This window comes from Enterocloster sp. HCN-30185 (genome assembly GCF_037890305.1).
Classification (GTDB): domain Bacteria; phylum Bacillota; class Clostridia; order Lachnospirales; family Lachnospiraceae; genus Enterocloster.
In genome coordinates, this window is the sequence record NZ_JBBKBT010000026.1 from 1 (window position 1) to 13,259 (window position 13,259).

At 47.4% G+C, this 13,259-nt stretch carries 10 protein-coding genes and 3 pseudogenes; all 13 read right to left on the bottom strand.

Annotated features, from left to right (window positions below; all coding sequences use genetic code 11):
* A pseudogene (locus WKT10_RS15515) lies at window positions 1-308 on the bottom strand (peptidase); the annotation flags it as partial.
* The gene (locus tag WKT10_RS15520) at window positions 309-2,780 is read right to left on the bottom strand and encodes a VirB4-like conjugal transfer ATPase, CD1110 family (protein WP_002594227.1); all 2,472 of its coding nucleotides are present in this window, start codon (window positions 2,778-2,780) and stop codon (window positions 309-311) included. It lies immediately after the preceding pseudogene.
* A complete protein-coding gene (locus tag WKT10_RS15525) occupies window positions 2,719-3,135 on the bottom strand; it encodes a PrgI family protein (protein WP_002594228.1) in 417 nt (138 codons plus the stop codon). Before WKT10_RS15525 ends, WKT10_RS15520 begins: the two co-directional genes overlap by 62 nt.
* A gap of 12 nt (window positions 3,136-3,147) precedes the next feature.
* Window positions 3,148-3,423 (bottom strand): annotated as a pseudogene (locus WKT10_RS15530) (VirB6/TrbL-like conjugal transfer protein, CD1112 family); the annotation flags it as partial.
* Window positions 3,424-3,525: 102 nt separating this feature from the next.
* Window positions 3,526-5,358 carry a reverse transcriptase/maturase family protein gene (locus WKT10_RS15535; protein ID WP_114090880.1) on the bottom strand — a complete coding sequence of 611 codons (1,833 nt, stop codon included), beginning with the start codon at window positions 5,356-5,358 and terminating at the stop codon, window positions 3,526-3,528.
* Between the two features lie 653 nt (window positions 5,359-6,011).
* A pseudogene (locus WKT10_RS15540) lies at window positions 6,012-6,608 on the bottom strand (VirB6/TrbL-like conjugal transfer protein, CD1112 family); the annotation flags it as partial.
* Between the two features lie 3 nt (window positions 6,609-6,611).
* Complete coding sequence (locus WKT10_RS15545; protein WP_208913923.1) at window positions 6,612-6,680, bottom strand: hypothetical protein; 69 nt, start codon at window positions 6,678-6,680, stop codon at window positions 6,612-6,614.
* 105 nt (window positions 6,681-6,785) lie between these two features.
* The gene (locus tag WKT10_RS15550; protein WP_055249499.1) at window positions 6,786-8,456 is read right to left on the bottom strand and encodes a recombinase family protein; all 1,671 of its coding nucleotides are present in this window, start codon (window positions 8,454-8,456) and stop codon (window positions 6,786-6,788) included.
* A complete protein-coding gene (locus WKT10_RS15555) occupies window positions 8,457-8,654 on the bottom strand; it encodes a hypothetical protein (protein ID WP_271824211.1) in 198 nt (65 codons plus the stop codon).
* Window positions 8,655-8,895: 241 nt separating this feature from the next.
* On the bottom strand, window positions 8,896-10,233 hold the full coding sequence (locus WKT10_RS15560) for a VapE domain-containing protein (protein ID WP_340278017.1): 1,338 nt from the start codon (window positions 10,231-10,233) through the stop codon (window positions 8,896-8,898).
* Complete coding sequence (locus WKT10_RS15565; RefSeq protein WP_340278015.1) at window positions 10,202-10,846, bottom strand: CHC2 zinc finger domain-containing protein; 645 nt, start codon at window positions 10,844-10,846, stop codon at window positions 10,202-10,204. Before WKT10_RS15565 ends, WKT10_RS15560 begins: the two co-directional genes overlap by 32 nt.
* Window positions 10,847-10,911: 65 nt before the next feature.
* Window positions 10,912-12,492: a MobQ family relaxase gene (gene mobQ / locus WKT10_RS15570; protein WP_340278016.1), complete on the bottom strand. Its 1,581-nt coding sequence runs from the start codon at window positions 12,490-12,492 to the stop codon at window positions 10,912-10,914.
* 189 nt (window positions 12,493-12,681) lie between these two features.
* On the bottom strand, window positions 12,682-13,101 hold the full coding sequence (locus WKT10_RS15575; RefSeq protein ID WP_054754190.1) for a hypothetical protein: 420 nt from the start codon (window positions 13,099-13,101) through the stop codon (window positions 12,682-12,684).
* Window positions 13,102-13,259: the final 158 nt, after the last annotated feature.

The following is a 13,259-nucleotide window of genomic DNA, read 5'->3' on the forward strand; positions in this document are numbered from 1 at the left end:
GAAGAAGTCTCATAATCAGTCTGTTCGTCCTGCATGAAGCTGTTTTCCTTTAAGAATGACTTTTCCGCTTCGGCTTCCGACTTCTGGACGCTATGACCAGAAGTTGCATTTCTTGTACGACTGCCATGGTTCGCATCCCTTGACAGGTTGCTCACAGGCTTCTCGCTGGCACTAAACTGGTTTTCCACAGAAAAGGTGTTGTCCTGCCTGTGTTCTATATGTTTTACTCCAGTCACTTCCTTATCTTTGGAAAATGTCTCTTTTTCAAATGCCTTTACTGCCTGCTTCTTCTGTCTCTTTTCCGCCATTTATACTGCGTCCTCCTTCTGCACCGATTCCTCCGGCTTCGTATTCATAATTCTGTAGGTCTTGGTGTCTGTCGGGTATTTATCCACGAAGGGAATTACCACGTTATCAAACAGTATCAGACCACTTCCCGGCTCAGAGTTGGTGACATAGGAAAGCTGCTTATCAGAAAGTCCCAGCTTATCAGCGAGGATTGCCTGATCTTTGGCATTCTGATTTAACAGATACACAAAATCGCTGTTACCCAAAATACCCTCAATCTCCTCAGAACGGAGAAAATCGCCCACATTCTGCGTCAAACCTGTCGGAATACCGCCCCATTTTCTGAAACGCTTCCAGATTTCCACAGAGTAGATAGCTGTCTGCTTTTCCTTCAGAAGAAGGTGGAACTCATCACAGTAATAACGGGTTGCAATCTTTCGCTCCCTGTTCTGTGAAACCCTGTTCCACACTGCATCCTGCACGATCAACATTCCAAGTTCCTTTAACTGATTTCCCAAGTCTCTGATGTCAAAGCACATGATACGGTTGCCACTGTCCACATTGGTATGGTGGTTGAAATAATTCTGGGAACCATGCACATACAGCACAAGGCTGTTTGCGATACGCTCTGCCTTTGGATTCTTATGCTTCAGAAGTGCGTTGTATAAATCCTCCAGTATCGGCATATTTTCTGGCACCGGATTTTCAAAATATTTATCGTAAATATGACGGATGCATTCGTCGATGATACCTTTCTCATCATTCTCCAGACCGTCCTTGCCACCTGCAATCAGATCGCACAATGTAATGATAAAATCAGATTTCAGTTTTAATGCTTCCTTATCCCCCTTATGGCTCAACTGAATATCCATCGGGTTCAGATAATCTTTGGAATTAGTGGCAAGTTTTACAACCTGTCCATGTAGTGCTGCCACTAGCGCAAAATACTCGCCCTCCGGATCGCAGATAATAATGTCGTCCTTTGTGATAAGAAAACAACTTAAAATCTCACGCTTTGCACTAAAACTCTTACCACTTCCGGGTGTTCCTAAGATAACTCCGTTTGGTGTACGGAGCCTTTTGCGGTCTGCCATGATCATGTTGTTGCTGAGTGCATTTAACCCGTAATAGATTGCCGGAGCAGGCATAAATAATTCCTGCGTGCAGAATGGTACTAAGATTGCGGTGCTTTTTGTGGAAAGAGTACGCTCAATACCTGTCTCATTGCATCCAATCGGTGCGGATGCCATAAGTCCCTGTTCCTGCAAATACTGTAAACATCTGAGGTCACAGTTTGCCTGCTGAATGATACCGGACACTCTCTGCATTAAGCTCTCCAGTTCCCGCTTGGTTCTGCCATAACAGGTAATAAGGAATGTCATGTTGATCATCTTCTGATTGCTCGTATTCAAATCATCCAGAAATTCCAGCGTATCCTTTTCATAGGTCACAATATCCGTTGGAAGAATATCCATATCGTAGCCGCTCCGGACTGCCTTTTTCTGCTCCTCAATCTTCATCTTCTGGATATTGGAAATGACCGCTTTTAACTTCTTGATTGCCTTTACCGGATCTTCCGTCTGCATGTGCATGGAGATAGTAAGGTTTGCATCAATGTCAAGAAGCTGCTTGATCAGCTCGTCCGTAAACTTCGGTGCGATAATATCCAGATAGGACACACAGCCATACATATTTCCCGACTTGAAGCGGTTCGGATAGCGGAAATCAAACCCCGGCGGTGCAATATAGTCCTTGACCGACTTACCGGATTCTGCCAGATCCTTAAACGAAAAGCGGAAAGGCTCCATGGTATCCTGATTAAAATATTCATGCAGGATACGCAGTCTTTCCTTTCCGTCCAGTCCCCTCGCAAGGGTTCCTATATTGTTTAAGTTTCGTATGACATCTTTTTCAATGTTGTTAAGGCGGCTCTTGGCTTCCCTGTAGCCATTGCTCTCCACACCAAAAATCAGATATTTTGATTTGATGATACCATTGTTTCCCTTTGCCGCCTGCTTCTTTAACATCTCCGTATATTCTTCACGAATGTCATTAAAATCATCCTCCTGCCACGGAATGTCAAACTGTTCCGTAAGCATCTGCTCGTTGACTTGCCGGTTGAATAACACCAGTTCAAATTTCACAGACGGATCAAAATAATTGATGAGCTTACTGTACTGTGCCAGTATATCCGCCTGCTCATCCACTTCCAGAAGCGAATAGTTTATATCAAAAAATTCCACCATCTTTGTATAATAATGGTGGCTGACCTGACAGATACCGTCACGGAACATCTTCTCAAAAGTAATCGTCTTTTGTGCGGTAGTCGGCTTTTCCTTCTCTTTGCCCCTGCCGGATAAAATATGCTTTAATTCCATAAGACGCTTTTTCTCTGAAAAAGTAAGACCGCCACTTTTGCTGTTATTTCTGCTATTGCCCTGATAACTGCTTTTTCTGTGTTTTTCCGGTTCTGCCTTTTGCTTTTTCTTCAAGATAACGAACCTCCCTTCGTAATTTTTCTTTCTCCTCCAACTGCTTGTAGAGGTTTTCTGACCGGTACGGTCTGATTCCCGGCGTGAGTATCTTCTGCCGGAGCATAAAATACAAAATCTTCTCCGCCGGAAACCCGTTTTTCTCATACATCGCAAAAAAGAAGAACGGAAGCATTGCTCCCATCATTAAAAGTGATGCCGCTGATGTCCCGATCAGTCCCTTAGTCAGAAAATACAGAGGGATGCCCGTTACTGCCGCACCACTGAAACAGATGATCTGTCTCTTTGTTAAATTCAGTGCCACTTTTGTCTTGATCCCGGACAAATCCTTTGGCACCTGCACGGATATTGCCATATCGTTCCTCCCTTAGTGCGCATTCCAGATAGATTTTGACAGCGAACCTGTCTTAAACATGGAAAAACATAAAATCACGGTATATGCTGCCACCGACCAGAGTGCCGTATGCAGGTTATCGGATACTGCCACACCAGCCACAAGCACCGCATAGATTGCAACGCATACCATCATAAAAAATCCCTGAAATGCAAGGGCACAAAGTCCCTTAAAATAATTGGTTCCTATTGTTCCCCACTCCCGGTTGGTTACGGTTGCGCAGGGAACAGGTGCTACTGATACATAAAGTAGGGTAAGAACCCGGCGCCTTACCATATCACTATGGTAGGTTTCCGAGAACTCCCCTCCGAACCGGACTTACACCTCTCAGCGTATCCGGCTCTCCAGATGTCAGTCTAATTTCCCAGCGTGTAACTTATCGTGACAGTAGACGCAGAGTGCCATTGTCTTGCGCTTACGCCCAATCATGGCGATTTCCCATTGTTTTCTGCCACTTAAATCTTTGAGTTTTCGTACATGGTGTATTTCAAGCGGCACATTTTCTGCGCCGCACCACTCGCATTGGTTCGCTTGCAGTCTTTTAATCAGGCTGTTGCGTCCATAATTCTCAACGGCTCGTGCTACTATATCGGGATTTCCGCTTTCTACTTTGGTATTCCGGCGGAAACCGTCATTGTAGAACAGCACTTTTCCCACCTTGCCGTTTTTCTTCGGATACTCCACAACAAAATCTTTCCCTTGACGGTACTTGCGGATAATTCTGCTGATTCGTGTCCGATATTTTCCAGCAAAGGTTTTGAGCATACTGTATCTCATTACATAGTAGAAGTTATTGAGTACAGACACGTTGTTTGCAAGTCGGTAGTAGTTATACAATCCATGAATTTCTGCGTTGTACTGGTTTAAGATTTCCAAATCGTCCAAGTGCAACAGGCGAGTGCGCCGGACAGGTTCCCAAACCTCTTTGTTTCCATTTTGTTTGTCGTATTTAATCTTGAGGGCATTGTAGGAGAACAGTCGTTTTACCCACTTATCATGGGGAACATAAAGTAAGACTTTTCCATTGTTTACCCGTCTGGTAGCCCCGGTTTTGGTCTTTTTGTTGTGTTCGCCTTTGGCGATTGTGACCTCATATCCCAAGAACTTCGCAGCGTCGTGTCCATGAGTAATCAATGTCTTTTCCTCGGACATTTCCAGATGGAGTTTGTCCCGGATAAAGCAGCCTACATCTTGTTTAATCTGTTCTGCGTCCTCTTTGCTGCCGATAACTCCAATTAAGAAATCATCGGCATATCGGATATAGCAAATCCGTTTATAGCTATCGTCCATCTGGTCGCTATACGGCATAGATTTCAGACTACGCCGCAGTTCCCGGATTTCTGCAATTAAGCCCTCTTTTTCTTCCTCGCTCATTTTAGAGAGATTTCTTTTAAGCCTTTGTTCTTTCCCCCGGCAGACATCCAGCTTCTTCTTGAACGCAGGATTGATTTTACGGCGGTTTCCGCAGTTGAATTTCTCTGCATACTCTGCCATATAACTGTCCAGTTCGTTCATGTAGATGTTTGCAAGGATTGGGCTGATGATGGAGCCTTGCGGAGTACCGGAATAAGTATTGTGATAATTCCAATCCTCCATATATCCGGCTTTCAAGAACTTCCAGAGCAGACCGATGAAATGTTCGTCTGCAATCCGCTTTCGCAAAATAGCAATCAGCACATGATGGTCTACGTTGTCAAAACAGCCCTTTATATCTCCCTCAACGAACCACTTTGTCCCCGTAAAATATTTCTGCACGTATTTGAGTGCCGTATGACAGCTTCTGTTTATACGGAAACCGTGGGAATAGTCGCTAAAGGTTGGCTCATAAATGCTCTCTAAGATGAGCCGCACCACCTCCTGTATCAGTTTATCGTCGAATGACGGTATCCCCAGAGGACGCATTTTCCCATTGGATTTCGGGATATACGTTCTCCTTGCCGGGTTAGGCTGATAACTGAAATCCCGCATCTTTTCAATGAGGGCGTTTATCCTTGCCATTCCCATTCCGTCAATGGTTTTGCCGTCTGTTCCGGCTGTCATGTTGCCTGGTTTCGCCTGTATCCGCTGATATGCCAGCAGATAGAATTGTGGATTGTACAGGTTGCGGTATAACCGCTCGTACTTGTAACTCTTGTTACACGCCTTGGATTTTAGGCTTTCCAACACATTTTCAGGACTTCTCATAATGCCTCACGCACCTTTCCTTTTTATGAATTGGTTGACATCCTGCCTCCCTTCACCATGTAGACGGCTTTCCCGCCCTCGGACTACTACGGAGGCTCCGTTGCCATGCCGGATATTCAGCGTCATCTTTCTTGGGTTTTTACCCCTTGAAATTTATCGCCTTGCGGCATTACGCATAGCCGGATAGTTCCGGCGTTCCGGTTTAGGCAATCTCCAGTTAGACACTTTGGGAAAAGCGTATTGTGATGTCGGTAGTGGGTTTTCGTCCTTTTCCGCTTACTGCGGCTGGCTGTCATAAGTATCGTGCGGTCTGTGTTTACCTGTCACATTCCGCTATGACATACGGCGAATACAACCATCCTGCGCCGCCGGGTCGAGTATCCCGCCTCGGACTGCCCTTAAAGCAGTTTAGCCTTGCTCCTCATTCACAATGTTGCGTCTTGCCGCTCAGTCGTGGGTAGATGGTTTTCCCAACTTGCGATTTTTCCGATACGCTATTGTCCCCCTTGTGGTTTCCCTCCGGGGTAAATCGGATGACGCTAAAGTGACGCTTTTCACGTCTTTGATACTTTTCTTTACCGGCTTGCTAAAGCCGGGTTCCCAAAATGCCCGCACACCGCCTTTGGATGAAAAGCGGCGCTTCTGGACGCGCGATATATTTCAATCATTCGCCCATAAAGAATGACGGTGATCAGGACTGACATGATTTTCATACATAAACTGACGATCATGGTCTCCATCCCCAGTCCTAACAGCTCGCCTATACTCATTTCCGAAAACTGCTCATTGAACATCGTCTGCAGCGTACTTGAAACATCAATACTGGTTTCCCCACTGATTGCTGCGGCGGCAGAATTGACGATGTGGCTTCCCACATCAAATACCGCCATTACAATGTCAAAAGTCTTGCTTAACAGCATGACTGCAATACACGCTTTCATAAAAAAGCGGATAAAAATGGCTGTATTGAAGTCATGCAGGTTATTTTTGTCAATGACCATGGAAATAAGCTCATAGACGAGTACAAAGCTGATAATCATTCCCGCTATGGGAATCATCACATTGTCGGACAGGGTTTTTATCATATCAAAAATACCGGAGTTCCATGTGCTGGGAGTTTTGCTGACCTCCCCTGCAATCGTGCCTACTTTGTCATTGACATCGGTAAACATGGTTTCAAAGTTGGTCAGAACCCACCCCTGCAACAGTTCCTTTATGAATTCAGTAATCTTATCAATGATCCCGCCCATGAATTATGAGAACAGTGTGGTAAGCTGTGGAATTACCGTCTGTGCCACAATGATGATGCCACCGCCACTCATAAGCTGTTTTATCCCCAATTAGGTGTAAAATTCTGCTCGATGGCGGGCGGCGGCGTACAAAAAATCTATATGGTATTTTTAAGAGAACCGTCCCGGCGGGACAGGTCAGGCAGTGACCTGTTCCACCTCCGGGATGGGTTTGAGATTAAAATGAATTTCGATAGAAATGTGTCTTGTTTTATCTTCGTCAATGCGCTCATGCACGACGATTTCTTTGATTAAGCGGTTGAGGGTGGCTGCGTCCAACTCTGTGATGTTGGCATATTCCTGAATGGCTTCCACCCATTGTTTTGCGTCATTGGCAAGCTGGACTTCATCGGACAGCCGCTTCCTGCCTTCGGACACTCTGGTTTTAAGCTCCGTCTGCTCGGTCTGTGTCTTTTCCAGCATGGTGTTGAAATTCTGCTCACTGATACGCCCTGCAATCATATCTTCATAAAGCCGCATTACCATTTTGTCCAGAACCTCAATCCGTTCCTCGTCCCTTGTAAGGGAGCGTTCCATTGCTTCCCGCTGTTCCCGCTGCTCGGCTTCACAGGTATTGGTCAAGCGGTCGGCAACCGCTTCCCCGTCCATCAGGGCGGCTCTGGCACATTCCCGGATTTTCCGCAGCACATGGCTGTAAAGGGTGTCATAGTCAATCCGGTGCTGGGTGCAGTGGTTCTTTCCAAAGGCATTGTAGGTCTTGCAGGAATAAATCTGCTGGGGATGTTTTGCGTTTGTGTAGCGTATCGTCAGCGACTTCCCACACTCGCCGCATTTTATCAGTCCGGCAAACAGGCTGATTTCATTGGTCTGCCCCGGACGCTGGCGGGACTTTAGCTTGTTCTGCACAATATCAAAGCTCATGCGGTCAATCAGCGGTTCATGCTGTCCCTCCACCACAATCCAGTCCTCCGGTTTCTTTTCCCCAATCGTGCCGATTTTGAAACGGTAGTCTTTTTTCTGGGAAGCAATCGCCCCGGTGTAGACGGGATTCATCAAAAGGTCTTTGATAACGGAGAAGTCCCACATATACCGCCCGTTTTCCGGGTCTTTCTTTTCCCATTTGGTGCGGGTATTGCGAAGCCCCCGTTCCCGGTTCCACCATGTGGGGCAGGGGATTTTTTCTTCCTCCAGCCGTCTGCGGATATAGTTCGGACCATGACCGTTTAGGGCATATCCGAAAATCAGCCGCACAATCGGGGCGGTTTCCTCGTCAATGAGCAGATGGTTTTTGTCCTCCGGGTCTTTCCGATACCCAAACGGGGCAAGACACCCGGTAAACTGTCCTTTCTGCGCTTTCAGAAGATAAGAGGAATGGACTTTCTTGGAAATATCCTTGCTGTACATCTCGTTCAGGATATTCTTGAACGGGGCGATGTCGTTGTTATCCCGCAGGGTGTCGATACCGTCATTCATGGCGATATAGCGGACACCATTTCTTGGGAAAAAGTCCTCAATCAAATGCCCGGTTTGCAGATAGTTACGCCCCAGTCGGCTGAGGTCTTTCGTGATGACAAGGTTGATTTGCCTGCGCTCAATGGCTCTCAACATTCTCTGTAAATCAGGACGCTCCATATTAAGACCTGTGAAGCCATCGTCCTGATAGACTGCCACAACCTCCCATCCCTGCTTTTCGCAGTATTTTTCCAGCATATCACGCTGGTTTGCGATACTGGCACTTTCGCCTTGCAGGTCATCGTCCTTTGACAGTCTGCAATAGACCGCTGCACGATAACCCCCGGCAAGTGCCGAACCGATTGTTCTGTATTCCATTTCGTTCATCATAGCCATTTACCCACACAATCCAGACGGTATCTGGCTCTTTTGAACCTCATCTTCATTATACTTCAAATATTTCTTTTTAGCAAGATATTCTTTCGTATTTGTCTTACCGTATTTCTGGGAAATCAGGCTGACGAACACATCGGTTGCGTCCAGCTCCCCGTCAAACACCGTTGTAACATGAATCTCTGTTTTGTTTTTTGCCATAGGCAGTTATCCTCCATACATGAAAATAGCCAGACAGAGGGTGTCGGCAACGAAGTCCGGCAACGGGCTTCAAAAGACCTTGCAAACAATCTCAATCTGGCGATGGTTACTATTTATACTTTTCTTTTATTTTTCTGTTGTTTTGGTTGTCATAGGGGAGAAAAGCCCAGAAATAAGGGATTTTCCCCGGCAACCGGCTCGGCAACGGGATAGCAACAGGGGGTGCAACGGGCTGTCATTTTCAGAATGGAAGCTCCATCTGTTCTGAGACCTCCACAAAACCGTCCCTCGTTTTTTCAGACGGGTTGCCGGAGTCCGTTGCCGGGTTTTCACGCTCCCAGCCCTTTTGTCTGCCATATTCGGAAAACATTCTTGGGTTCGGGAAGTACCGCCAGCCGGAAATACACTGATTCATAATCTCGTTGATTTCCCGGATTTCCCATTGCTTCGGCTCGTCAAAGGCATGGTTTAAGGCTTCCTTGTAGAGCTGCTTGGAACAGACCATGCTCCCGGTGTACTTATCAAGATACGCCTGTATCATCCCGGCTTTGGTGTCCTCCGGCATAAAATCCCGCTGGTGTTCTTTGAGATACCGCTGCATGGCGGGGCTGAAAGCCAGCTTGAACCTGCCGCTTCGGTAAATCTCCATCGCTTCCGCCCACATCTGCTCGATATAGGCTCTGGAAGCAGCTTCGTCCTCCAAAATGTGAACTTCCGCCTGCTCCGGGTACACCATGACCGGGATAAAGCGGCGGTTGCCGGAACGGTCAAGGGGCAGGAAGTCAAGGGCATTGGAAGTGCCGCCAAACACGCACTGACGGGGGCGGTCTGCCGGGTGGGTTTCATAAGGTATCTTGTAGACCTCTTTCTGCCGGCTTAAAAATGACTTGATTTCCTCAATGCTCTTGGCGTTGGCGGTTGCCATCATTTCCGACATTTCAATAATCCAGTGACCTTGCAGCTTGCGGTACACATTGTCATCGTCCAGCTTCCGCAAATCATCGGAGAACCACTCGTCCCGGACTGCCAGCAGCCGGAAGAAGGTGGACTTTCCAGCCCCCTGACCGCCTACCAGACAGAGCATGATTTCAAACTTGCACCCCGGCTGAAAGGCTCGTGAGATTGCACCCAGCAGGAACAGCTTCAACGCTTCATAGGTGTAATCGTCTGCGTCAGCCCCCAGAAAGTGCCGCAGGCAGAAGCGGATTCGCTCTGTCCCGTCCCACACAAGGGTATTGAGATAGTCCCGGATGGGATGGTACTTGTTTTCATTCGCCACAATCCCGATGGCGTTATCAATCTTTTTCTCATTGGTAAGCCCGTAGGTTTCTTCCAGATAAAGAAGCAGATACTTCATGTCCGTATCGTTCAGGGCGGTGCTTTCTCTGTGAAAACCGATGGGCTTTATGATGTCCTTGCGGTCAGTCAGGATGTTGTATGCGATAGCCCCGGAAAGTAGCGGGTCACGCTGGAATACGGTCAGGCAGTTCCGTATGCTCTGACGGACACCGCCTTTCTCGGTAGTTTCCAGCCCCGCCTTGATTTCCTCAACGCTCTGGGGCGGCTGCATGGCGTTCATGGTGTTTTTTAGTTCTTGCTGCGTCTGCGGCTGCAAGCTCTGCCATTCGCTGTTCAAGCTGTATCACATCCTTTCCGTAGTCCGTAATCAAAGCCGCTTTTTCCTCTGTCTCCCCGAACAGCAGCACATCCAGCAGATATTCCACTTGGTCTTGCTTCTGTAAGGCTTCCACAAACCGGGGATGAAAGGCTTCCTCCGGGGAGTGCGGGGCGTAGTCTGTTCTCCATGCCATAAGCAAGTGAAGATAATCGGCAAGGATACGGAAGCAGCGGTTCTTTGCTTCCTGAAACTGTTCCTCCGGGGATTTCTGCCGGGGCTTGGGCTTTTTTGCCTTTCCCGGCGGCTTCCAGTCCTCATAGGAAAGCCCGAAGTCCTGTGCCAGTTGTACGGCGGCTTCTTTCTTTCCCAGCCCATACAGGGCGGCGGCAAAATCAATCACATCCCCATCAGCACCGCAGCCGAAGCAGTGGTAACGCCAATCCAGCTTCATGCTTGGGGTTTTATCGTTATGGAACGGGCAGCAAGCCATCCCGTTCCGACCTATATGGATTCCATAATGCTCCGCAGCCTGTCTTGTTGTGACGGACTGTTTCACAGCTTCAAATACATTCAAATCTATCCCTCCTTGAAAAAAAGAAAAGCACCTGACATTCTCTGATTGAAAATGGCAAGTGCCTGTTAAAGTTCCATATCCTGTTGTTTGTGTTTCGTCTGTGCCGGGGCGGTTCTTTGGGCTTTTTTCTCGTCCGCCTTATCCTGCAAGGCTTCCTTGATAGGCTGTTTCTTGGGCGGCTCTTTGCTTTCCTCTGTGCCGGGGGTGGCTTTCCGTACCCAGTAGCGGATGTCCCGCAGCTTCTTCAAATCCTCCTGTACCTCGGTCAAAGGTTCTTTCAGCTCTGCGATTTCGCTGAGAAGTTTTTCCTGCTCCTCTTGCAGCTCCTTTTGGGTACTGTCCTTATCGTCCGGGTGCTTGGCAAGGTAGGCGGCGGCTTTCGCATACCGGGCAACCTCCGGGTGTTCCTGTTTGAATTTCTCCTTTGTTTTCTTAAAAAATATCTTCTGGTACTTCTCATAGACAGGCTCACATTCCTTGCAGGCTGTCCGGGCAGCAAGAATCCCGTCAATCACTTTGCTTCGGGTTTCCTTGGGCTTCATCTGATTGCGGTAATCTACGGCTGATTTTCCGGACGCTTCCAGAAATGCTTCTAAATCCTCCACAGTGGAAAGCCCCTTTTGCCGGAGATAGGACAGGGCTTCGCTGACTGCTTTTAAGTCCTGTGAAGTCCCCCGATTTTGTCCAGCCCTTGTCCAGTCGCTTCGTTCTGCCTTGCGTATCTCCAGATACTTCATCAGCAGATTGGGAAGAAATGTCGCTTCCTCCGCTGCCTTTTGTGCAAGCAGCTCTTTCCTTTTTTCGCCCAGCTCGGTAATCCAGCCTTTGAGGTTTTGGATAAGCTGCCGGATGGACTTCATCAGGCGGTTGGCGGCTCTGATTTCCCGGTTCAGGTTGCCGATATTCGTCTGGATACCTCGCTTTTCCATCTGCCGGACAGCAGCCCCCTCATGGACAGTGGGAACAATATCAAGCCCCTGTCTGGCATAGGAACGCAAGTCCACACGCTCCGGGCGGTCATTGGCTTCCAGATAGCGGTTCTGGATGACCTCCCATTCATGCCGCCAGATTTCACAATACTTCTGGTCGTTCCAGTCCACCGTATCCTCCTTGTGGCTTTTCCACCTGCCGGACGGCAGTTTTATCCGTTCCCCGTTCTCATCAAGGTCATAAACCTTGCGGCTCTTGGGAAGCCATTTCCCATGTTCGTCCATTGCCCTCATAGTGAGCAGGACATGGGCGTGGGGATTGTGTCCCGGCGGATGGGGGTCATGGATGGCAAAGTCAACGATCATGCCTTTGGAAACAAACTGCTGCTGGCAAAACTCCCGGACAAGGACAGCGTACTGGTCGGGCGGTATCTCTCTGGGGATGGTAAGCACCCACCGCCTTGCAAGCTGGGAGTTCCATTGCTTCTCCACCGCTTCGGCGGCGTTCCATAAGGTATTGCGGTCTGCATATTCCGGCGGGGCATTTGCTGGGAGCAGGATTTCATTGTGGACGATACCACGCTTTTCCGGGTAGTGCTTCACTTGCTGGTCGTATTCACAGAACAGCTTTTCTCCACTCTGGTAAGCAGCGGCGGCAACAGCAGACTGCCGCTGACTGCGCTGAACAATCGTGATTTCGTTGTGTGGACAGGGCATTTCGTGTCCCTCCTTTCCTTGATTTATGGATGGGGTGGCGTTTTACCACCGCATTTTGGGCAGAAAAAAAGCAGAAGACCTTTTTCAGATTTCCTGCTCGGTGTGCCGTTGTGAGAGCGGCGGGTATTTAGTTGTAAAAGTTCGGGGCAATTTGACCCGATGCGAAAGATTTAACAAGGAGTCTGTATCTTATTGCAGAATACTATTAGCAAAAATAAGAGGTATCGTATATTCATATGATGTTCCATTTTCATTATCTGATAATTGTATTGTAATTGTATCTTCCCTTTCACTTTCATCTTTAGGAACTGCATAGACAAATGAGTTTTCTTCTTTATTGGAAATTTTTCCATTTTCAGATGAAACGGTATAGTCCCAATCCTTTATATCAGTAACAATAATAACGGTTGTTTCTTTTTCTTTTCCGCTTTCTAAAGAAGGTTTGTCTATCAATACTTCAAATGGTGTACGTTCTCTTGCTTCTTCGGAAATTTCTGCTGTTTCTGATATATTCGTTTCATTTATTGTTTCGTTAGAAGAAGTTTTTGCATTGTTACAACCAGTAAGCATAGTAACTAAAATCATAAATACCAATACTGTCTTTTTCATTTTCCGCCTCCATTTCTTCAAAATCCAATTCACTGTTAATCTTATTATACTATAACTGTCCAACTTAGGGAATAGATGAATTGCAAACTTGTCGGCTGGGAACAGCTTGCATTGCAAGGTGTTCCCAGATGGCAAGTCCACAAAAGGGTAGCTGGCGA

Bases quoted from the DNA above. Each gene is read 5' to 3' on its own strand.
- WKT10_RS15525 (WP_002594228.1), bottom strand. From the start codon at position 3,135: ATGGCAATATCCGTGCAGGTGCCAAAGGATTTGTCCGGGATCAAGACA.
- mobQ (WP_340278016.1), bottom strand. From the start codon at position 12,492: ATGCCCTGTCCACACAACGAAATCACGATTGTTCAGCGCAGTCAGCGG.
- WKT10_RS15575 (WP_054754190.1), bottom strand. From the start codon at position 13,101: ATGAAAAAGACAGTATTGGTATTTATGATTTTAGTTACTATGCTTACT.
- WKT10_RS15555 (WP_271824211.1), bottom strand. From the start codon at position 8,654: ATGGCAAAAAACAAAACAGAGATTCATGTTACAACGGTGTTTGACGGG.
- WKT10_RS15550 (WP_055249499.1), bottom strand. From the start codon at position 8,456: ATGGCTATGATGAACGAAATGGAATACAGAACAATCGGTTCGGCACTT.
- WKT10_RS15560 (WP_340278017.1), bottom strand. From the start codon at position 10,233: ATGAACGCCATGCAGCCGCCCCAGAGCGTTGAGGAAATCAAGGCGGGG.
- WKT10_RS15535 (WP_114090880.1), bottom strand. From the start codon at position 5,358: ATGAGAAGTCCTGAAAATGTGTTGGAAAGCCTAAAATCCAAGGCGTGT.